The sequence below is a fragment of the Comamonas sp. genome (assembly GCF_009360615.1).
Taxonomy (GTDB): domain Bacteria; phylum Pseudomonadota; class Gammaproteobacteria; order Burkholderiales; family Burkholderiaceae_C; genus Comamonas.
Genome location: NZ_SPEY01000032.1, coordinates 1 through 20,500 on the forward strand (window position 1 = coordinate 1; position 20,500 = coordinate 20,500).

18 protein-coding genes and 1 pseudogene are annotated in these 20,500 nt (G+C 63.4%); all 19 read right to left on the minus strand.

Annotation, left to right across the window (positions count from 1 at the left end; genetic code table 11):
• Positions 1-673, minus strand: a pseudogene (locus tag E2583_RS11090) (phospho-N-acetylmuramoyl-pentapeptide-transferase); the annotation flags it as partial.
• Positions 664-2,091 (minus strand): UDP-N-acetylmuramoyl-tripeptide--D-alanyl-D-alanine ligase, encoded by a 1,428-nt coding sequence (murF, locus tag E2583_RS11095; protein WP_291595736.1) that lies wholly within the window; start codon positions 2,089-2,091, stop codon positions 664-666. The pseudogene E2583_RS11090 and the gene murF, both read right to left, overlap by 10 nt.
• Positions 2,088-3,593 carry a UDP-N-acetylmuramoyl-L-alanyl-D-glutamate--2,6-diaminopimelate ligase gene (locus E2583_RS11100; RefSeq protein ID WP_291595737.1) on the minus strand — a complete coding sequence of 502 codons (1,506 nt, stop codon included), beginning with the start codon at positions 3,591-3,593 and terminating at the stop codon, positions 2,088-2,090. Before E2583_RS11100 ends, murF begins: the two co-directional genes overlap by 4 nt.
• On the minus strand, positions 3,590-5,338 hold the full coding sequence (locus tag E2583_RS11105) for a penicillin-binding protein 2 (protein ID WP_291595738.1): 1,749 nt from the start codon (positions 5,336-5,338) through the stop codon (positions 3,590-3,592). Before E2583_RS11105 ends, E2583_RS11100 begins: the two co-directional genes overlap by 4 nt.
• Positions 5,335-5,616 carry a cell division protein FtsL gene (gene ftsL / locus E2583_RS11110; RefSeq protein WP_291595740.1) on the minus strand — a complete coding sequence of 94 codons (282 nt, stop codon included), beginning with the start codon at positions 5,614-5,616 and terminating at the stop codon, positions 5,335-5,337. Before ftsL ends, E2583_RS11105 begins: the two co-directional genes overlap by 4 nt.
• 43 nt (positions 5,617-5,659) lie before the next feature.
• Complete coding sequence (rsmH, locus tag E2583_RS11115; protein WP_291595742.1) at positions 5,660-6,589, minus strand: 16S rRNA (cytosine(1402)-N(4))-methyltransferase RsmH; 930 nt, start codon at positions 6,587-6,589, stop codon at positions 5,660-5,662.
• Between the two features lie 9 nt (positions 6,590-6,598).
• A complete protein-coding gene (gene mraZ, locus E2583_RS11120; RefSeq protein ID WP_003051254.1) occupies positions 6,599-7,027 on the minus strand; it encodes a division/cell wall cluster transcriptional repressor MraZ in 429 nt (142 codons plus the stop codon).
• Between the two features lie 355 nt (positions 7,028-7,382).
• Positions 7,383-8,702: an ATP-dependent protease ATPase subunit HslU gene (gene hslU, locus E2583_RS11125; protein ID WP_291595746.1), complete on the minus strand. Its 1,320-nt coding sequence runs from the start codon at positions 8,700-8,702 to the stop codon at positions 7,383-7,385.
• 76 nt (positions 8,703-8,778) lie between these two features.
• Entirely contained in the window at positions 8,779-9,324 is a 546-nt protein-coding gene (gene hslV / locus E2583_RS11130) for an ATP-dependent protease subunit HslV (protein ID WP_003051248.1), read from the minus strand.
• Between the two features lie 98 nt (positions 9,325-9,422).
• Positions 9,423-11,150, minus strand: coding sequence for an STAS domain-containing protein (locus tag E2583_RS11135; RefSeq protein WP_291595748.1), 1,728 nt, complete (start codon positions 11,148-11,150; stop codon positions 9,423-9,425).
• A gap of 46 nt (positions 11,151-11,196) precedes the next feature.
• A complete protein-coding gene (dksA, locus tag E2583_RS11140) occupies positions 11,197-11,940 on the minus strand; it encodes an RNA polymerase-binding protein DksA (protein ID WP_291595750.1) in 744 nt (247 codons plus the stop codon).
• A gap of 254 nt (positions 11,941-12,194) precedes the next feature.
• The gene (locus tag E2583_RS11145) at positions 12,195-13,310 is read right to left on the minus strand and encodes a GTP-binding protein (RefSeq protein ID WP_291595752.1); all 1,116 of its coding nucleotides are present in this window, start codon (positions 13,308-13,310) and stop codon (positions 12,195-12,197) included.
• 210 nt (positions 13,311-13,520) lie between these two features.
• A complete protein-coding gene (locus tag E2583_RS11150; protein WP_291595754.1) occupies positions 13,521-14,567 on the minus strand; it encodes a tyrosine recombinase XerC in 1,047 nt (348 codons plus the stop codon).
• A 24-nt stretch (positions 14,568-14,591) separates the two neighbouring features.
• Positions 14,592-15,305, minus strand: a complete 714-nt coding sequence (locus tag E2583_RS11155) for a DUF484 family protein (protein ID WP_291595756.1) — start codon at positions 15,303-15,305, stop codon at positions 14,592-14,594.
• Entirely contained in the window at positions 15,302-16,180 is an 879-nt protein-coding gene (gene dapF, locus E2583_RS11160; RefSeq protein ID WP_291595759.1) for a diaminopimelate epimerase, read from the minus strand. Before dapF ends, E2583_RS11155 begins: the two co-directional genes overlap by 4 nt.
• A 50-nt stretch (positions 16,181-16,230) precedes the next feature.
• Positions 16,231-16,791, minus strand: a complete 561-nt coding sequence (locus E2583_RS11165; protein WP_291595760.1) for a MarR family winged helix-turn-helix transcriptional regulator — start codon at positions 16,789-16,791, stop codon at positions 16,231-16,233.
• Between the two features lie 96 nt (positions 16,792-16,887).
• The gene (locus tag E2583_RS11170) at positions 16,888-18,651 is read right to left on the minus strand and encodes an acyl-CoA dehydrogenase family protein (protein WP_291595761.1); all 1,764 of its coding nucleotides are present in this window, start codon (positions 18,649-18,651) and stop codon (positions 16,888-16,890) included.
• Between the two features lie 151 nt (positions 18,652-18,802).
• A complete protein-coding gene (locus E2583_RS11175) occupies positions 18,803-19,810 on the minus strand; it encodes a Bug family tripartite tricarboxylate transporter substrate binding protein (protein WP_291595763.1) in 1,008 nt (335 codons plus the stop codon).
• 91 nt (positions 19,811-19,901) lie between these two features.
• The coding region (locus tag E2583_RS11180) for a tripartite tricarboxylate transporter substrate-binding protein (RefSeq protein ID WP_291595766.1) at positions 19,902-20,500 on the minus strand (599 nt) is incomplete at its 5' end.

Here is a 20,500-nt window from a genome sequence, read left to right on the forward strand (position 1 = left end):
CATCGAGGCCGTCGGTCAGGTTCACGGCATTGCTGGCGCCCACGATGACCAGGTAGGTCATGACGATGAAGCCCAGCACGCCCAGCGGGTAGCTGACTTCCTTGAAGAAGGGCACCATCAGGCCGGCCTTGGGCGGCAGGTCCATGGAAAAGCCCGACTGCACCCAGGAGACGAACAGCGCAAACACTTCGGCATTGCTGTTCTCCGAGATGCAGAAAACCAGATACAGGGCGGCCAGCAGGCCGATGACGGACTGCCAGAAATACTTCTCGCCCGAGCGCATGCCCTCGGGATCCTTGTTGACGACCTTGCGCCAGTCGTCCACCCAGCCAATCGCACCGAAGCCCAGCGTAACCAGCAGAACGATCCAGACAAAGCGGTTGGACAGGTCAAACCACAGCAAGGTGGAGGCGGCAATCGAGAACAGAATCAGCACCCCCCCCATGGTCGGCGTGCCGCTCTTGACAAGATGGGTTTCCATGGCGTAACCGCGTACGGGCTGCCCGATCTTGAGCGCGGTGAGCATGCGGATGGCCTTGGGACCGATCCACAGGCCGATCAGCAAGGCGGTGACGGCGGCCAGGACGGCGCGCAGCGTCAGATACTGAAAAACACGCAGAAAACCGAATTCCGGCGAGATACCCTGCAGCCATTGAGCCAGCATCAGCAGCATGCGGCCTCCTCGCAGTTGCCCTGCTTCTTGTCTGCACAGGCTTCAATGCGCTGCACCACTTGCTCCATCTTCATGAACCGCGAACCCTTGACCAAAACGCTACCTACCTTGGGTAAAACTGTGCACACCGCCTGCTGAAGGGCGGCCATGCTATCAAAATGCCTAGCACCACTGCCGAATGCAGAAGCCGCAAACGCGCTCTGCTCGCCCAGAGCAAAGACCTGGGCAATCCCGGACTGCTGCGCCAGCACACCGGCCTCGGCATGGAACTGCGGGCCGTTGTCGCCCACCTCGCCCATGTCGCCCAGCACCAGCAGCTGCGGAGCGGGCAGCTCGGCCAGCACGGCAATCGCGGCCGCCACCGAGTCGGGGTTGGCGTTGTAGCTGTCATCGACCACCGTGACGCCCCGGCCCTGGATCTGAACGGCCAGCGCGCGCGAGCGACCGGCGACCGGCTCGAAGGCGGACAGGCCCTGCGCAATCGCGGCCAGGGACACGCCCGCCGCATGGGCGCAGGCGGCTGCGGCCAGGGCGTTGCGCACGTTGTGACGACCGGCAATATGCAAATGCACGGCAGCCGAGCCTTGCGGCGTGTGCAGTGCAAGGCTCCAGGCCCCGTCGGCCCAGAGCACATCGCTGGCAAAGACCTGGGCCCCGGCCCCAGCCTCGCCGAACATCAGGCAGGGGCGGCCGGCCGCCAGCTGTGTCCACAGCGGGGTGTACTCGTCGCCCGCAGGGAAGACGGCCACGCCATCCCGCGGCAAAAAGCCCAGCACCGAGCCGTTTTCACGCGCCACGGCCTCCACCGTGCCCATGAATTCCTGGTGCTCTCGCTGGGCGTTGTTGACCAGCGCCACCGTGGGCTGGCCGATGGCAGCCAGCTCGGCGATCTCGCCGGGATGGTTCATGCCCATCTCCAGCACGGCGATGCGATGCGCGTCCGTCATGCGCAGCAGGTTCAGCGGCATGCCGATGGAGTTGTTGAAATTGCCGCGTGTGGCCAGCGCGGCCTCGCCCTGCCCGCCCACATGCGCGCGCAGGATGGAAGCGATCATCTGCGTGACCGTGGTCTTGCCATTGCTGCCCGTCACGGCAATCAGAGGCAGATCGAACTGCGCACGCCAGGCCCGCGCCAGCGCACCCAGCGCCTGCAGCGTATCCGGCACCTCGATGCCGGCCATGCCGGCGGCCTCCAGCCCGTGGCTGGCCACGGCGGCCACGGCGCCTGCGGCTTGCGCCTGGGACAGAAAATCATGGGCGTCAAAACGCTCGCCCTTCAGTGCCACGAACAAGTCCCCGTCCTGCAGCGTGCGCGTATCGGTGTGCACGCGTGCGAGCGCCTGCTGGCCGTTGCCGACCAGGCGGGCTTGGGGGATATGCGCCTGGATCAGCTCCAGCGCTTTTGCCAGGGTCATCATGACCGAATCTTTCCTTCGCGGGCTGCAAGCGCCTTCTGCGCCTCAGCCATGTCGGAGAACGGATGGCGCACGCCCTTCGTCTCCTGATAGTCCTCATGTCCCTTGCCGGCAATCAGCACCACATCGCGTGCATCGGCACGGGAAATGGCCTGGGCAATGGCCGCCGCGCGGTCGGCCTGGACATGCAATGCCTCGCCCGGCTGCATGCCGGCCAGAATCTGGTCGATGATGCTTTCGGGCACCTCACTGCGCGGGTTGTCGCTGGTGACGAAAACGCCGTCGGCATTCGCCTGGGCGACCTGCCCCATCAACGGACGCTTGCTGCTGTCCCTGTCTCCGCCGCAGCCGAACACGCACCAGAGCTGGCCCTGACGCTGCCGGGCGGCAGGCCGCAAGGCGCGCAAGGCCTTGTCCAGCGCATCGGGGGTATGGGCATAGTCCACGGCCACCAGAGGCAGGCCGGGTTTGACGATCTGCTGCATGCGACCGGGCACGGGCTCCAGATGGGCACAGGCCTGCACAGCCTGTTCAAGCGTCAGGCCCAGACAGCGCAGGGCAGCCAGCACCCCCAGCAGATTGGAGACGTTGTACTGGCCGACCAGACGTGTATTCATGCGCAGGCTGTGACCGGCTTCCAGCACGGTAAAGCCCAGACCTTCATCGCCCAGGCCGATGTCCTTGGCCTGCAGGCGTGCCGGCCCCTGGATGGAAATGCTCCACACATCCATGGCGCGGCCTTGCAGCCTGGCCCAGAGCTTCGCGCCATGCGCGTCATCGATATTGACCACGGCGGCCGGCAGCCCCGGCCAGTCGAACAGCTGGGCCTTGGCCTGCCAGTAGGCATCCATGCTGCCGTGGTAGTCCAGGTGGTCCTGCGTGAAATTGGTGAACAGCGCCACGCGAATCCTGCTGCCGTCCAGCCGGTGCTCGACGATGCCGATGGACGAAGCCTCGATGGCGCAGGCCGCGAGGCCCTGGTCGGCATAGCTGCGGAACACGCGCTGCAGCAGCACCGGGTCCGGCGTGGTCATGCCCGTCGACTCCAGTGCAGGCGGCACGCCCACACCCAGGGTGCCGACCAGCGCACAACCGGTGCGCGCGTTCAGCGTCACTTTCGAAAGTGCATGGGCCAGCCACCAGGCGGTGGTGGTCTTGCCGTTGGTACCGGTCACGGCCAGCACCTCGAGCTGGCCGCTGGGGTGGGCAAACCATTGGTCGGCAATCAGCCCCGTCGCTGCCTTCAGCCCCTTGAGCGCGGCGATGCAGTCGCCGCTCAGGTCAAAGTCCTGCAGGCCATCGGCCTCGACCAGCACGGCGGCAGCGCCCTGGGCCAGGGCCTGGCGCACATAGGCCCGCCCATCGGTGGCGGCACCGGGCCAGGCGACAAAGGCATCGCCCGACTTGACTTTGCGGCTGTCCGTCTGCAGATCACCCTGCACGCGGCTGCGCAGCCAGGCCACGGCCTCGGCTGCATTGTTCAGGATTTGGATGGGGGTGCTCATAGCACAGGCTCCTCAGCGGGTGCAGCCACGATCTGAGGCTTGACTTCCTTGTCGGGCTGAACGCCCATGAAACGCAATGTCTGCTGGACCACGTCCGCAAACACCGGACCGGCCACCGTGCCGCCGTAATAGGAACCGGCCGTAGGCTCGTCCACCATCACGGCCACGATGATGCGCGGCTTGTCGATGGGGGCAATGCCCGTGAACCAGGCGCGGTATTTGCCAGCGGCATAGCTCTTGCCCACCTGCTTGCGAGCCGTGCCGGACTTGCCACCGATGGTGTAGCCCTCGGCCTGTGCCTTCTGGCCGGTACCGCCAGGGCCGGCAGCCAGGCGCAGCATGTGCAGCACCGCCTCGGCGTTTTCCTTGGAGATCACGCGCACGCCCACGGGGGGTTCGGTCGTTTTCAGAATCGTCGAGGGAATGACATTGCCCTCGTTGGAGAACACGGTGTAGGAGCGCGCCATCTGGAACAGCGAGGCCGAAAGACCATAGCCATAGGACATGGTGGCCTGCTCGATGGGCTTCCAGGTCTTCCAGGCACGCAGGCGGCCCGAGACCGCTCCCGGGAACTGAATTTGGGGCTTCTGGCCGAAGCCCAGGGCACTGAAGTACTCCCACATTTCCTGGGGCGACAGCCTTTGCGCAACCTTGGTCGCGCCCACGTTGCTGGACTTCTGGATCACGCCCTCCACGGTGAGCGCACCGTAGTTGTGCGTATCGGTGATGGTGGAGCCCGTCACCGTATAGCGGCCCGGTGAGGTATCGATGATGGTGGAGGGCTTGACGCGCTTGAGCTCCAGCGCCGTGGCGATGGTGATGGGCTTCATGGTCGAGCCCGGCTCGAAGGTGTCGGTCAGCGCGCGGTTGCGCAGCTGTTCGCCCGTCAGGTTCTTGCGGTGGCCAGGGTCATAGCTGGGATAGTTCGCCAGGGCCAGCAACTCGCCGGTGTGCGCATCCATCACCACTACGCTGCCGGCCTTGGCCTTTTGCGACTCCACCTGCTGCTTGAGCTTCTGGTAGGCGTAGTACTGCACCTTGCTGTCGATGGACAGCTGAATGTCCTGACCGTCCTGCGGCGGCACTTCCTCGCCCACGCCCTCGACCACGCGGCCCAGGCGGTCCTTGATCACGCGACGCGAGCCGGGCCGCCCCGCAAGCTCCTTGTCAAACGCCAGCTCCATGCCCTCCTGGCCATGGTCCTCCACGTTGGTGAAGCCGACGATATGCGCTGCAGACTCCCCTTCGGGATACTGGCGCTTGTATTCCTTGCGGTTGTAGATGCCCTTGATATTGAGCGCCACGATCTTCTGGCCCACATCCCAGTCCAGCTGGCGCTTGACCCAGACGAAGGTCTTGTCCTCGACATCCAGCTTCTCCATCAGCGAGCGCAGCGGCATGTCCATGAGACGCGCCACCTCCTTGAGCTTTTGCTGCACGTCGGGATCCTTCAGATCCACATCTTCCGGAATGGCCCAGATGCTGGCCGCCGGTACGCTGGACGCCAGGATCAGACCGTTGCGATCCAGCAGGCGGCCGCGGTTGGCGGGCAGCTCCAGGGTGCGAGCAAAGCGCACCAGGCCCTGGCGCTTGAAGAAGTCGTTGCCGAACACCTGCACATAGGCCGCACGCGCGCCCAGGCCCACAAAGCCCAGCGCCAGCGCAGCGACGATGAACTTGCTGCGCCACAGCGGCGTCTTGGAGGCCAGCAGCGGACTGGTGGTGTAGAGCACGCTGCGTGTCATCGCGCCGCTCCCGTTGCAGATTCCTGCACGTACTGGGTGATCGCGGGCGAAGCAGGCTTCATCTGCAGCTTTTCACGCGCCAGGGTCTCGATGCGCTGTGGCGTGGCCTGAGCACGCTTTTCCACCTGCAGGCGCAACTGGTCGGTCGCCAGACGGCGCGCCTCGGCCTCGGCACGGTCCAGCTCGGTGAACAGCCGGCGCGACTCATACTGGGTGTGCACCAGAAAGATGGCGCTGGTCATGACCGCCAGCAGCAGCAGCAGGTTTATGCGCAGCATGGCAGCCCTCCCGCAGCCATGCTCTGAGCGGCATGGCGGTGCATCATGCAGGCACCTCGGTGCGCTCGGCGACGCGCATCACGGCAGAGCGCGAACGGGGATTGGCCTGCACCTCGGCTGCACTGGGCTTGATGCGCTCCAGCGCCTTCAGTCGCATCGGCACAGGGGGTGCAAATGGCGCACGGCGGTCGTAGACCTCCTTGGAGTGCCTGGCAATGAACTGCTTGACGATGCGGTCTTCCAGCGAGTGGAAGCTGATCACGGCCAGACGGCCGCCGGGTGCCAGCACGCGCAGGCTGGCCTCTAGCGCTTGCTCAAGCTCCTGAAGTTCGGCATTGATGAAAATCCGAAGAGCCTGGAAGGTCCGTGTTGCCGGGTTCTGCCCAGCCTCGCGGGTCTTGACCGCGCCAGCCACGAGCTCGGCCAGCTCGGCAGTGGTGCGTAATGGGCCCTGGCTTTCGCGCCTAGCAACAATCGCCTTTGCAATGGGGCCAGCAAACCGTTCTTCGCCGTAGTCACGTATCACCTCCGCAATCTGCTGCACTTCCGCGTCTTCAAGCCACTCGGCAACGCTTTGACCACGCGTGGTGTCCATGCGCATGTCGAGGGGGCCATCAAAGCGGAAGCTGAAGCCCCGGTCCGGGTTGTCGATCTGGGGCGAGCTCACGCCCAGGTCCATCAACACCCCTTGCACACTGCCTTCGGGCAGCTCGCTCAGATGGCGAAATCCTTCATGCCGAATCGAAAAACGCGCATCGGTGATGCGCGCCGCCTCAGCAATTGCGTCCGGGTCTTTGTCGAACGCAATCAGACGCCCGTCCGGCCCCAGCCTTCGCAAAATGAGCCGAGAATGACCGCCCCGACCGAACGTCGCATCGACCCACTGGCCGGCAGGCGGCTCAGCGGCACCACCCAGCAGGGCGTCCACTGCCTCGTCCAGCAAGACGGTGATATGTTGCAACGGCTGATTCACAAGCACTTCCTACAAAACAAAATCCTGGAAAGCCGCCGGCATCGGTTGCTGGCGCGCTTCCGCTTCGCGCATTTCATAAGTGGCCTTGTCCCAGACCTCGAAATGCGCCCCCATGCCCAGCATCAAGACCTCTTTGGTCAGACCTGTGGCCTCACGCAACTCGGGCGAAATCAGCAGCCGACCGGTTGCATCCATCTCCGCATCCATGGCATTGCCCAGAAAAATCCGCTTCCACCACTGAGCCGTAATGGGCAGTTGCGCGACACGCTCGCGAAACTGCAGCCACTCGGGGCGCGGAAACAGCAACAGACAGCCATCGGGATGCTTGGTGAAAGTGACCTGCCCCTCAGCCAAGGACAAAAGGGCGTCACGATGCCGGGTCGGCACTGAAAGCCGCCCCTTTCCATCGAGATTCAGCGAAGACGCCCCTTGAAACACGGCTGGTTACTCCGGTCATCTGGAGCCACTCACTCCCCAGAAATAGGGCGCGAAGGCAGCTTTCACCACTTAATTGCACTTTTTTGCACTGTAGCAGCAATTTCAGGTGATTCCAAACCCGAAGGAACAATTATTTGCAATGAAATCAAGCACTTAGAGAGAAAAAGAAAGGCCTTATTTCGAAAATACCTTTCCTTTACAAGCACTTAGCCAAGTCAATGCAAGTGGACTCTCATTAGGGGACGTCAATTGCAACCATTCAATTCAATGGAAAGAACTGATTGAAGTCTCGACCTTCTCCTACAAATGCAAACTGCCCGCACAGGCGGGCAGCTGCTTCCAGGCACTCCGTTCCTCAAAGAATGAAGCGCGACAGATCCTCATCCTTGCTCAGCATCTGCAGGCGCTGATCCACATAGGCCGCATCGATGACCACGGTCTGCCCCGAAAGCTTGGCCGCATCGAAGCTGACCTCGTCCAGCAGGCGCTCCATCACGGTGGACAGGCGCCGCGCACCGATGTTCTCGGTACTTTCGTTGACGTCGAAGGCAATCGTCGCCAGCCGCGTGATGCCCTCGGGCTTGAACTCCAGCGTCACGCCTTCGGTCGCCAGCAGCGCCTGGTATTGCTTGACCAGGGAGGCGTGAGTCTGCATGAGAATCGCCTCGAAGTCCTGAACCGACAAAGATTCCAGTTCCACGCGAATGGGAAAGCGCCCTTGAAGCTCGGGAATCAGGTCGCTGGGCTTGGACAGATGGAAAGCGCCCGAAGCGATGAACAGGATGTGATCGGTCTTGACCACGCCATACTTGGTCGAGACGCTGGTGCCCTCGACCAGGGGCAGAAGATCGCGCTGCACGCCCTGGCGCGAGACGTCGGAACCGCTGGTTTCCTGACGCGTGGCCACCTTGTCGATTTCATCGATGAAAACAATGCCGTTCTGCTCGGCATTGGCGATGGCGCGGGTCTTGACATCTTCCTCGTTGACCATCTTGGCGGCTTCCTCATCGGTGAGCAGCTTCATGGCCTCTGCGATCCTGAGCTTGCGCGTCTTGCGCTTTTCCTGACCCATGTGGCTGAACATGCCGCGCAGCTGCTCGGCCATCTCCTCCATGCCCTGGGGGCCCATGATCTGCACCTGGGGCATCTGCTCGGCAATGTCGATCTCGATTTCCTTGTCGTCCAGCTGACCCTCGCGCAGCTTCTTGCGGAAGACCTGACGTGCCGTATTGTCCGCCGGAACTTCGCCGGTGCGGGCCTGCGGGACCAGCACATCGAGAATGCGCTCCTCGGCGGCATCTTCGGCGCGGGCGCGCATCTTCTTCATGTCCGACTCGCGCGTCTGCTTGACGGCGACTTCGGCCAGATCGCGGATGATGGCGTCCACATCCTTGCCCACATAGCCCACTTCGGTAAACTTGGTCGCCTCGACCTTGATGAAGGGCGCATCGGCAAGCTTTGCGAGGCGGCGGGCAATCTCCGTCTTGCCCACGCCCGTGGGTCCGATCATCAGAATGTTCTTGGGGGTGATTTCCTGGCGCAGGCCCTCCGGCACCTGCTGGCGGCGCCAGCGATTGCGCAACGCGATCGACACCGCGCGCTTGGCACCATGCTGGCCGACGATGTGCTTGTCCAGCTCGGAGACGATCTCCTGGGGAGTCATGGCAGAAGACATGTGAATTCTCAGTCAAAAATGCCTCTGGCGCCCATGCATGAAGCGCCAGCAGCTATCAGTTCGAATAGACGAGTGCTTACAGCGTCTCGATCGTGTGATTCATGTTGGTGTAGATGCACAGCTCGCCGGCAATGGCCAGGGACTTGCGCACCACATCCTCGGCCGACAGCTCGGTATTGTTCAGCAAGGCCTTGGCGGCGGAGTGCGCATAGGCACCGCCGGAGCCGATGGCCACGATGCCCTGCTCGGGCTCCAGCACGTCGCCATTGCCGGTGATGATGAGCGAGGTCGTTGCATCGGCGACCGCCAGCATGGCTTCCAGCTTGCGCAGCACACGGTCGGTGCGCCACTCCTTGGTCAGCTCGATCGCGGCGCGGGTCAGATTGCCCTGGTGTTTCTCCAGTTTGGCCTCGAAGCGCTCGAATAATGTGAAGGCATCTGCAGTTGCCCCCGCAAAACCCGCCAGCACCTTGCCGTGATAGAGCTTGCGCACCTTGCGCGCAGTGCCCTTGATGACGATGTTGCCCAATGTGACCTGACCATCACCGCCGATGGCGACTTGCACGCCCTCGGGAGTCTGGCGGCGCACGCTCAAAATGGTGGTGCCGTGAAACTGTTCCATCTGCTGCAGATGGGGGTTGCCCGCGCCAACCTCAAGAGCGCCCGGAAAAGAAATTGCAGGGCATGTGGGGCGCGGCGCTGCAAGGCCGCTGCTGGGGACTAGTCCCGCCTTGGAACCACCTGGGCATGCTCCTGAATGCCCACGACATTGAAGAACACCGCCAGCAGCTGATGCAGCTGGCTGAACTGAAGCACATGGCCCAGCTCCTGCATCTGGGCAGCCCAGTTCAGCACCGAACCTGCGGCGGCAAAGTCCATGCGCACCAGGCGTGTGCAGTCAATCGCAACGGCTTCGCCAAGCTTGGCTTTCTCCTGGACCTCGGCCAGCCAGGGCAGTGCATCTCCGTCGATCACGCCTTGCAGCGCAAAACGCGGCTTGTGCTCTTTCCACAGCATGCCGGGCTGAAGCGTCTCCGGACCCAGAAGCCGGCTATCCTGGGCACGCGGGCTCTGCGCCTGCCCTTCATGGGCATACGCACACAGAGGATCCTCCCAGGAAGGCGGCGACAGCTCGTAGGTGACGCAGTAGTCGAGAGCCGTCAGTTCGAATTCGTCCTGCAGATGCATCAGGCGCAGCATGGCAAGACGCAAGTGCCACCAGTCCTGATCGACAGAGCGGTCACCGGAAGGGGTGTGCTTGCTGAGCACTGCCAGCAATCTCTCGTGACCCGCAAATACCAGGGTCCCCTTTTCGCCTGCCCAGCGCTGCACCGCATCCAGCAGCGGCTTCTGGATGCCGCGGGCCAGGCTCTCCAGGGTGCTCCAGTCCATGATCGCACTGCCGACGCAGCGTGCCTTGTGGGCCAGCAAGGCCCTGAAGCCGGCCTCGTCCAGCTGCACCGGCGCCTGCCAGCGCAGAGCGATCGGCGCTGCACCGACATCCGAAGGGGCCTCGCTGAGCCGGCCGGCCTGCTGCGGCATCACGAACCATTGCGGTGCAGAGCGACCGAAGCGCGCCACGAAGTCCATGGCCGCATCCTCGAAGCGGGCCTGCATGCCGGCTGCACGGTACATGTCCAGCAATGCCAGCCAGACCGGCAACTGCGCCGGCGCATCCTGGGCACGCTCGGCAATCAAGGCCTTGAGACTGGCCTCCGCCGCAGCGTTGTCACCGCTGGCAAACACTATCGCGGCATCCTCCAGCGCAGCGTCATGCTCGAAGCGCACAAAGGATGGCGGAACCATATGGACATCGGCCGGGGCTGCAACCTCGGTCGTCGCAAATCCCGGGGAAAAATCCGTCTCGCCACGCAGAGCCGGCATGCCCGCCGGATGGGCCTGCCCCCCCGGCTGCGGCAGCTTCAGGTCACTGGGCAGCACGTCCTGCAGCAGAGGCAGAGTGCCTAGCGAAGGCGGCTGGGTCTTGAACACCGAAGGCATGGTGTTCCCCTCCTCCGGCAGCTGCAACGGCATGGTCGCGGCATCGGCGGCCTGCTTGCCGCGCCACCATTGCTGGGCCATCTGCGCCTCGATCTCGTCGATCTTCCTGATGGTCTGCGCACGCTCGCCAGGCACGGAGCTCTGGGCCGTCTGCAAAAAGGAGGAAGCCGCCAATGGCGTGGGCGAATCCAGGGGCACCCTGGCGCTCAGCGCCGCCTTGGACAGCTGGGCCTGGCGCAGCTTTCGCAGCTGGTCAAACTCGCGCTTGCGCACAAAGTCGTTCTGGCGCTTGCGCTCCAGCATTTCCTTGAGCGCCTGCTTGCTGTACTGGCTTTCTTCGCTTTCCTGGTTGAGATTCTCCAAATCGGACCAGTTCACGGTCGGGTGACGCACAAAGCGCGCCACCTTGGACAGCAGCCCTCCCGATTTGTTTTCTTCTTTCACCATGGTCCTCTACTTTGCTGCCTGCTGTCCCACCAGCACCTGACGCAGATCAATCGCCGTACATCTTCTGCTTGAGTTCGCGGCGCTGCTGGGCTTCCAGCGACAGTGTAGCCGTGGGGCGCGCAAGCAGTCGGCCCACGCCGATGGGCTCGCCCGTTTCATCACAGTATCCGTAGTCGCCGGCATCGATGCGGGCGATGGACTGGTCAATCTTCTTGAGCAACTTGCGCTCGCGGTCGCGGGTGCGCAGCTCCAGGGCATGCTCTTCCTCGATGGTGGCACGATCGGCAGGATCGGGCACCACCACGGTGTCCTCACGCAGGTTCTCGGCAGTTTCACCCGCATTCACATGCATGTCGTTCTTGAGCGCGACCAGCTTGCGACGAAAGTAGGCCAGCTGGGCATCGTTCATGTAATCGTCATCGGACATGGCCAGCACTTCAGCATCGGTCAGCTCCTCTACCGACTTGGTCTTCCAGGCATTGGCCAGCTTGGGGTCTTTCTTGGGCACAGCTTGCTTTGTGTTGGTCATTGCTTTCGTATCTCTCATGGTTGCCGCTGCCTTGGCTGCCGAGGCGGTCAGGGGCGGAACATCTGTTTCAGGCTGCCGCGCAGGAGGCGATGCAGAACGCTTGGGTCTGGACGATTTGGAAGAGTCTCCCGCTGCTGCAGGTGCCAGCACCGGGTTGTCCAACGCGGCGTCCACCAAAGAGGTCTCGACGCTGCGGGTGTGCACAGCCGCTGCCACAGCCTTGACTGCAGCCTTGGGCGGTTTACTTTTCACAGCGGTCACGTCCTGTCTCCTTACAGTACAGAGCCCTTGCCGGGCCGGATTGCTCCAACACCCTCTTTAGGGGCGGCATTGTAGCCACGCAAGTCACCCCCGCCCGTCTCCGTTGCACATACCCCACAATTTGCAACAAAGCCTGCGCCTGTTTCGAGCAGTTTGCGAGAAATGACCGACAAAAAAAACGGCCTGCTTGGCAGGCCGTCAGTCATTGTCAGCAAACCGTTAGCTTGGGGCAAAACGGCAGGCAAACCCAGGGTTTACACCAGACATTGATCCAGCCCCTGACGGAGAATGTCCTGCGGCAGATCGATACCGATGAAGACCATTTTGCTGACTCGCTTTTCATCGGCGTCCCACTCGGGCCCCAGATCGCTGCCCATGAGCTGGTGCACGCCCTGGAAGATGACCTTGCGGCTGGTGCCCTTCATGTCGAGCACGCCCTTGTAGCGCAGCATCTTGGGGCCGTAGATATTGACGATGGCACCCAGGAAGTCCTCCAGCTTGGCCGGGTCGAACGCGCGATCGGCGCGGTAGACGAAGCTTTTCACGTCATCGTCGTGATGGTGGTGGTGCGGGTGGTTGCAGTGCTCGCCATGCTCGTGGTCATGGTGGTCGTGGCCACAATGCTCGTCGTGCTGGTGTCCATGATCGTGTTCGCATTGGCCATGGTCATGGTCGCAAGCGCTGTGGTCGTGATGATCGTGGTCATGGTCATCTTCCTTGAGGAAATCGGGGTCGATGTCCAGCTTGGCGTTCAGGTTGAAGCCACGCAGATCGAACACTTCGGTCAGGGGCACATCGCCAAAATGAACGGCACGGATGGGCGCACGCGGGTTCATATGCTTGAGGCGATGGATCAGTGCCTCCTTGTCCGCATCCGTCACCAGATCGGTCTTGGACAGGAACATCTGGTCGGCAAAGCCCACCTGACGGCGCGCTTCCTGGCGGTCGTCGAGCTGCTGGTCGGCATGCTTGGCATCCACCAGGGTGATGATGGAGTCGATCAGGTAGGTCTCTGCGATCTCGTCATCCATGAAGAAAGTCTGCGCCACGGGGCCGGGGTCGGCCAGGCCGGTGGTCTCGATGACGATGCGGTCGAAGTCCACCAGCCCCTTGCGGCGCTTGGCCGCCAGCAGCTGCAAGGCCTCGCGCAGATCTTCACGGATGGTGCAGCAGATGCAGCCGTTGCTCATCTGCAGAATCTGTTCCTTCGACTCGGTCTTGAGAATATCGGTATCGATGTTCTCCTCCCCGAATTCGTTCTCGATCACGGCAATCTTCATGCCGTGGGATTCGTGCAGCACGCGCTTGAGCAGCGTGGTCTTGCCCGAGCCCAGAAAGCCCGTGAGGATGGTGACTGGAATGAGAGCCATGCGTTGAAACCTCTTGCTGCGGCCAGCCACCACATGCGGCTGTCCAAAAAACACGGGCGGCGCATCCCTATGCGCGCTCCGGTGATAACAGCTGGGGAGTGTAGCGGCGCTTTCAAGCGCGCACGGACAGCAGGGACGGCAGAAATTTCACAAGAAATGCCGACCTATCGCTTATTCAGCAATCGCTTGCAGCTATCAATTCGAGACTATTCAGTCCTCGATCTCGCCTTCGGGCTTGCGTCGCGGCCCGGGCTTCTCGCCGGCATCGCTGCGCAGGGCGCGCGGGTGAGATTTTTCATAGGCCTGGGCCAGGTGCTGGAAATCCAGCCTTGTATAGATCTGCGTGGTGGAGATGCTGGAGTGCCCGAGCAACTCCTGCACGGCACGCAGATCGCCACTGGACTGCAGCAGATGACTGGCAAAGGAGTGGCGCAGCACATGCGGGTGCACGCCGGAGGCCAGCCCCGCCCGCTGGCCACGCTGCTTGAGCCGTGACCAGACCGACTGGCTGCAGAGCCGTTCGCCTCGACGACCGATGAACAAGGCCGCCTCGTCCTGTGCCTTGAACTGTGCCGCCCCGGCCAGCGCGCTGCTGCGCAGCGCCAGCCAGCGCTGCAAGGCCTCGATCGCGATGCGCCCCACGGGCACGATGCGGCGCTTGCTGCCCTTGCCCTGCACATGGGCGTCGCCCGCCTCCAGATCAATCCAGCCCCTGCCTTGCTGCAGGCTTTGCTGGTCCGGCCGCAGATCCAGCCCCACCAGCTCGGCCACACGCAGGCCGCAGCTGTAGAGCAGCTCGGTCATGGCGACGTCGCGCGCCTCTATCCACGGGTCGGCCTCGGGGTTCTGAAAGCTGGCCAGTTGCACGGCGTCGTCCACGGCCAGTGCCTTGGGCAGGGGCTTGGCAGCCTTGGGGCCACGCACGCCCTCCACGGGATTGAACGGCACCAGCTCCCGCTGGGCCGCCCAGCGGAAAAAGCTGCGCCAGCCCGAAAGAATCAGTGCGATGCCGCGTGCACTGCGGCCGGCGCTATGCATTTGCGCAGCAAAGCGGCGGATATGCGCCGGCTGCAGCGCCAAGAGCTCCTGGTCTGCCGCCTGCGCCAAGCCCTGCAGCTTGATCAGGTCCAGCGCATACAGGGTATGCGTGCGATCGGACAGGCGCTTTTGCACCCGCACATGCTCCAGATAGCTGTGGACAACTTCCGGAAGCTGCGCGTACTGCTCCTCAAAAGAGGGCTGCTCGCGCTCTTGCATCGGTATCTACACCCTTTTGCAGCTTCAGCCGTGCGCCAGCGTCAGCGCAGGAGCGCGCATTCGCGAAAGCGAGGCACTGGCCAGCTCGGAGATGCGTGAGAGAAACTCCAGCCCCATGGTGGCATCGAAGCGCAGCGGGTCGGGCGAGCCCAGCACCAGCATGCCAAAGGCGTTGGAAGTGCTGTCCATGGCGCCGTCATGCAAGGTCAGCAGCGCCACCGACTGCACCGCATTCGGATTGGGCAACCAGGTCACGGGCTCGAAACCCATGTTGGGGCCGCAGAAAGGCATCGTCAGCGACGAGGCAAAAGCCTTGGCATCATCGCTCACTCCCATGGTGTAGACGGTGCCGCTGTGTGCACCCGCCACATTCCACAGACGCAGCGCGACCTGGGGTACATCAAAGGTATGCTGCAGACTGGCAGTGAGCGCGTGGGGCAGCTCGCGCAGATCCTGCACCTTGACCAGGGCATGGGTCCACTGGTGAATCTTGTTGGCGATGGAGGCGTTCTCGCTGCCGTGGCGCACCATGTCCATGATGCGATGCTCCAGACCCTTGATCTTCTCGCGCAGCATCTCGGCCTGACGCTCCTGCAGGCTGACGGCACGGGGGCCGTGCCCGCTGACCAAGCGAACGCTCGTCAGCATCTCTGCATGGCGCTCGAAGAAATCGGGGTTTTCCTGGAGGTAGTCGGCAATCGACTCTTCAGTCATGGCGGTGTCGGTCAAGCTGTTCATAAGGTATCGGGTAGGTCGATCTGGCCTTCAAAAACAAATTCGGCAGGGCCTGTCATGCGCACGCGATCATGTGCGCCGCCCGCCCATTCAATGGTCAGCAGACCGCCGCGGGTATGCACATCCACGCGCTGATCGAGCAGACCCCAGCCAATGCCGGCCACTACGGCAGCGCAGGCTCCCGTGCCGCAGGCCAGGGTTTCACCGGCGCCGCGCTCATAGACGCGCAAATTGACTTCAACGCGGCTGACGATCTGCATGAAGCCCGCGTTCACGCGCTGGGGGAAGCGGGCATGGCTCTCGATCAGCGGCCCCTGCACCTCCACCGGCGCAGTGTCCACATCGTCCACCAGTTGCACCGCATGCGGATTGCCCATGGACACGGCGGCTATCCAGACTGTAGCCGGGTGCGCAGGAGTATCAAGCGTCAGCGGCCATTTCTGTGCTGAGCCCAGAGTGGCCGCCTGCAGTCCGTCGGACAGGAACGGCACCTTGACCGGCTCCAGCTGGGGCGCCCCCATATCCACCGTGACCCGGCCATTGTCATGGATCTCGGGAGCGATGACGCCGCTGAGCGTCTGCACGCGAATCACGCTCTTGTCGGTCAGGCCCTTGTCATGCACATAGCGCGCAAAGCAGCGAGCGCCATTGCCGCATTGTTCGACCTCTCCTCCGTCGGCGTTGTGGATGACGTACTCAAAATCCACGCCCTGCGAAGGAGCCGGACGCACGGTCAGGATCTGGTCGGCGCCTACGCCAAAGTGACGGTCGGCCAGGTAGCGGTACTGGGCGGCACTCAGGCCCAGACGGGCCTGGGTCTCGTCGAGCACGACAAAGTCGTTGCCCGCGCCTTGCATCTTGGTAAAACGAATCTGCATGATGCCGCACATTATCGCGCCGGGCGCAGGATCTGCGCCATGCCACGGGATCAGCGGTACAGCTTTTGCAACAACTCCATGAGCTGGGCCTGCTCGGCCGCACTCAGATGCGCAATGGCGCGGGTCTCGCTGTTCTTGAGCTCGGGCTCGGCGGTCTCCACCAGTTCGCCCCCGGCGGCGGTCAGATACAGCCCTGTGGCACGCCCATCACGCGGATGCGGACGACGCTCCAGAAAACCGCGCTTGCCCAGTGCGTCGATCATGCCCACCATATTGGGCGGCAGCACGGCCAGTTGCTGGCAGAGCTGGCGCGAGGTGATGCCCGGATTGCTGCCCACCAGCGACAGCACGGAGAACTCGACAATCTTGAGGTCGAAGCGCTCCATGCAGCGCATGAAGACACCCACCAGCGACAGCGAGGCACGCCGGGCGTTGTAGCCCAGCAGCGACTCCAGGAAGCTGGCATCGACCTGATCGACCGCAAAGACTTCGGCACCGCTCTTGGACTCGCTTTCCGGGCCCACCCCGGCTGCCTGCGCCTCTCTGGCGCGGGGACCGCGCAAAGAGCGCACTGGCTTGGAGTCTGGTTCGACAGTCTTGTGGGCGAGCATTGGGGATGTCAGCTTCGGTGGCAAAAGAGCAATCCAGGAGCACGATGAAAAGACTGTAATTGTGCCGGTCTTGCCTTCATCGTGCAGCCTTTTGGGTCAATGCGCAGGGCTGAACAGCTGATTGCCGTGTACGACAGAAGCCTGCGCCCACTGCGCCTTCATCAGGCCCAGGCGCCAGTCCATCTCGGGCAGGATGCGCTGCTGCACCTGCCTGCCTGGACCCTGCCAGCGCTCGTCATCACTGCCCCCGGTGGCGGTGATACGCGCCCACGCCCAGCCCAGAAGCACCACGGCCACACTGCGCAGATAGTCGTCGGCCACGCGCCAGGCCAGGGTGTCGTCCTCCTTGCATGCCTGCGCCAGCACCGTGGTGAAGTAGCGCAGCTGGGCCAGGCAGCGCAGCACCTCGGCATCGAGCGTCCGGCCCGCGTCCAGGCTCTTGCGCAGGCTCAGCAGCCATTGCCCCATGGCCTGGCCGCCATCCGGCAATATCTTGCGCACCAGCAGGTCAATGGCCTGGATTTCGTTCGTGCCTTCGTAAATCATCGCCACGCGCGAATCGCGCACGATCTGTTCGATGCCCCACTCGCGGATGTAGCCATGGCCGCCGAAGACCTGCAGGCAGGCGCTGGCACCCTCGAACGCCTGCTGGGTCCAGGCAGCCTTGAGGATGGGCGTGATCAGGCTGCACCACTGCTGGGCCTGCTCGCGCTCCCGGGCACTTTCGGCATGGCGCGCCACATCGAGATAGATGCCGGTCTGGTAGGCCAGCACACGCCCGCCATCCACCCAGGCGCGCTGCAGATCGAGCGTGCGGCGAATGGCCGGATGCTCGATGATGAGATCCGCTGCATCGTGGGGACCACGCGAAGCCGGCACCGCCCCGGGCGCACGCATCTGGCGGCGCTCCAGCGCATAGGCGTGGGCCTTCTGCCAGGCCGCGTCCAGCAGCCCTATGCCCTGCAGCGCCACATGGAGACGCGCCGCATTCATCATCACGAACATGGCGTTCAGGCCCGCTCCGGGCTGGCCGATCAACCAGCCTGCCGCCCCGTCAAAGCGCATCACACAGGTGGGGCTGCCATGCAGGCCCATTTTTTCCTCGATCCGCTCGCAGACCACGCCGTTGCGCTCGCCATCTGGCAATAGTTTGGGTACGAGAAACAGCGACAGGCCCCTGGGCCCTGCGGGGGCCCCGGGCAGCCGCGCCAGCACCAGATGCATGATGTTCGCGCTCAGGTCATGCTCGCCGCCCGAAATGAAAATCTTGCTGCCACTGATCTCGAAGCGCTCGCCCAGTTCGGATGCGCCAGCCGGCACGGCCTGAGTGCGAACCTGCCCCAGGTCGCTGCCCGCATGGGCCTCCGTCAGGCACATGGTTGCCAGCCATTCGCCGCTGGCTACCTTGGGCAGATAGGCACTCTTCAAGGCCTCGCTGCCATGGTGCTTGAGACACTCATAAGCGCCATGCAGCAACCCCGGAGCCATGGTCCAGCCATGGTTGGCGGCACTCAGCCATTCATAGAGCACGCCTTCCAGCACCCAGGGCAGCCCCTGACCACCGTCCTCCTCGGCACAGGCCAGCGCAGGCCAGCCCGCCTGCCAGAAGTCCTGATAGGCCGCCGCAAAACCGGGTGGCGTAGCGACTTGACCGCCCTCAAACCTGGCTCCGGTCTCGTCGCCCGAACGTGACAGCGGAGCCACCACCTCGCCCACCCATTTGCCGGCCTCTTCCAGTACCTGCTGCATCAGCGCCTGATCCGTTGCGGCATGCGCCGGCAAGCGCTGCAACTGCTCATCGGCCTTGAGTACATCAAAAAGAAGAAACGCGTTATCGGCGCTGAGGGGCAAATAGGACATACAAAACCGGCTGCGTTTGCAGCAAAAACTCGACCAAAACGCTGGCTATGCAAGAAGCACAACCCTATAGTCAGAGGCGCCCAGCAAGAGCCGCCTCGCGGCGATGGCGCCGTCCCCCTCAGGGGGAAACGGCGCAGCCGTTCAGGGGGCATCAAGTATCCGCAGTAAAGCCAATCTGCTTGACCAGAGGGCCCCAGCGCTCGAACTCGGCCTGCTGCGAACGGGCCATCTCCTCGGGCGTGGAGCTGGTGGCGATCAGGCCGACCACCCCCACGCTCTCCTTGAGCACCTCGCTCTTGAGCGCCGCCGTGATCGCCGCATGGGCGCGTGCTCGCACCTCGGCAGGCGTCCTGGCATTGGCATAGAAGCCAAACCATTCCTCGGCCGTCAGGTCGGCAAAGCCTTGCTCGGCAAAGGTGGGCACATTGGGCAGATAGGGGTTGCGCTGGGGGCCGCTGGTGGCCAGCACGCGCAACTTGCCGGCCTTGTAGTAACTCAGGAAGTCACCGCTGGGCCCCATCACGGCCGCGATCTGGCCACCGGCCAGGTCGGACACGGCGGGGGCCGTGCCGCGATAAGGCACATGGCTGAGCTTGATGCCAGAACGCAGGCTGAGCAGGGAGCCGATCAGATGCGGCTGGGTGCCGGCACCGGGGCTGCCGAAGCTGGCCTTGTCGGGGTTGTTCCTGCACCAGGCCAGAAAGTCCTTGAGCGTCCTGACCTCGGCCGGCACGGCAGGGCCGACCGCCAGACCATGGTGCATGATGGCACCTATCGAGATCGGCTCGAAATCCTTGGCCTGATAGCTCAGTTTGCTGTAGATGTGGGGATAGATGGAGAAGGCCGAGACCTGCGACAGCACGATGACCGAGCCGTCACCCGCGGCGTTGCGCAGATTCTCCAGCGCGATGCGGCCACCGGCGCCGGGCTTGTTTTCCACCACCCCCATGTTCTTGGAATAGCTGGTGCCACCAATTTTCTCGGCCACGCGACGCGCCACCGAATCTCCGGCGCTGCCCGCAGGGAAGCCGTAGAGAATGCGCACCTGCTCCAGCGGACCACTGCCCTGGGCATGAGCACTGCGGCCGGCGATGCCGCCGAATGCGGCCAGCGCTGCACCAGCGCCCAGGCCTTTGAAGAAATTGCGACGATCTTGCATGGTTTGTCTCCTCGATTGTCAGATCGCTATGTGCAGGCTTGAGCCTGTCTGAAAAATTCCGGCTCGAATCCTATTCGATTCAGAGGGTCCATCAGGAGTCGCCTGTAAAACCGATCTGCTTGACCAGGGGGCCCCAGCGCTCGAACTCGGCCTGCTGCGAACGGGCCATCTCCTCGGGCGTGGAGCTGGTGGCGATCAGGCCGACCACGCCCAGGCTTTCCTTGAGCGCATCGCTCCTGAGCGCGGTCGTGATCGCCGCATGGGCGCGTGCTCGCACCTCGGCAGGCGTTTTGGCATTGGCATAGAAGCCGAACCATTCCTCGGCCGTCAGATCGGCAAAACCCTGCTCGGCAAACGTGGGCACATTGGGCAGATAGGGGTTGCGCTGGGGGCCGCTGGTGGCCAGCACGCGCAGCTTGCCGGCCCTGTAGTAGCTCAGATAATCGCCGCAAGGCCCCATGATGGCGGCGATCTGGCCGCCCACCACATCCGAGACACCGGGAGCCATGCCGCGATAAGGTGCATGGCTGAGCTTGACGCCGGAGCGCAGACTCAGCAGCGCTCCCAGCAGATGCGGCTGACTGCCGGCACCAGGGCTGCCGAAGCTGGCCTTGTCGGGGTTGTTCCTGCACCAGGCCAGAAAGTCCTTGAGCGTCCTGACCTCGGCCGGCACGGCAGGGCCGACCGCCA

Coding starts and splice junctions, on each gene's coding strand:
- E2583_RS11150 (WP_291595754.1), bottom strand. CDS start 14,567: ATGCAAGAGCGCGAGCAGCCCTCTTTTGAGGAGCAGTACGCGCAGCTT.
- hslU (WP_291595746.1), bottom strand. CDS start 8,702: ATGTCTTCTGCCATGACTCCCCAGGAGATCGTCTCCGAGCTGGACAAG.
- murF (WP_291595736.1), bottom strand. CDS start 2,091: ATGATGACCCTGGCAAAAGCGCTGGAGCTGATCCAGGCGCATATCCCC.
- E2583_RS11145 (WP_291595752.1), bottom strand. CDS start 13,310: ATGGCTCTCATTCCAGTCACCATCCTCACGGGCTTTCTGGGCTCGGGC.
- E2583_RS11175 (WP_291595763.1), bottom strand. CDS start 19,810: ATGCAAGATCGTCGCAATTTCTTCAAAGGCCTGGGCGCTGGTGCAGCG.
- E2583_RS11155 (WP_291595756.1), bottom strand. CDS start 15,305: ATGAACAGCTTGACCGACACCGCCATGACTGAAGAGTCGATTGCCGAC.
- ftsL (WP_291595740.1), bottom strand. CDS start 5,616: ATGCTGCGCATAAACCTGCTGCTGCTGCTGGCGGTCATGACCAGCGCC.
- E2583_RS11105 (WP_291595738.1), bottom strand. CDS start 5,338: ATGACACGCAGCGTGCTCTACACCACCAGTCCGCTGCTGGCCTCCAAG.
- E2583_RS11135 (WP_291595748.1), bottom strand. CDS start 11,150: ATGGTGAAAGAAGAAAACAAATCGGGAGGGCTGCTGTCCAAGGTGGCG.
- E2583_RS11100 (WP_291595737.1), bottom strand. CDS start 3,593: ATGAGCACCCCCATCCAAATCCTGAACAATGCAGCCGAGGCCGTGGCC.
- E2583_RS11170 (WP_291595761.1), bottom strand. CDS start 18,651: ATGTCCTATTTGCCCCTCAGCGCCGATAACGCGTTTCTTCTTTTTGAT.
- E2583_RS11165 (WP_291595760.1), bottom strand. CDS start 16,791: ATGCTCGCCCACAAGACTGTCGAACCAGACTCCAAGCCAGTGCGCTCT.
- dapF (WP_291595759.1), bottom strand. CDS start 16,180: ATGCAGATTCGTTTTACCAAGATGCAAGGCGCGGGCAACGACTTTGTC.
- hslV (WP_003051248.1), bottom strand. CDS start 9,324: ATGGAACAGTTTCACGGCACCACCATTTTGAGCGTGCGCCGCCAGACT.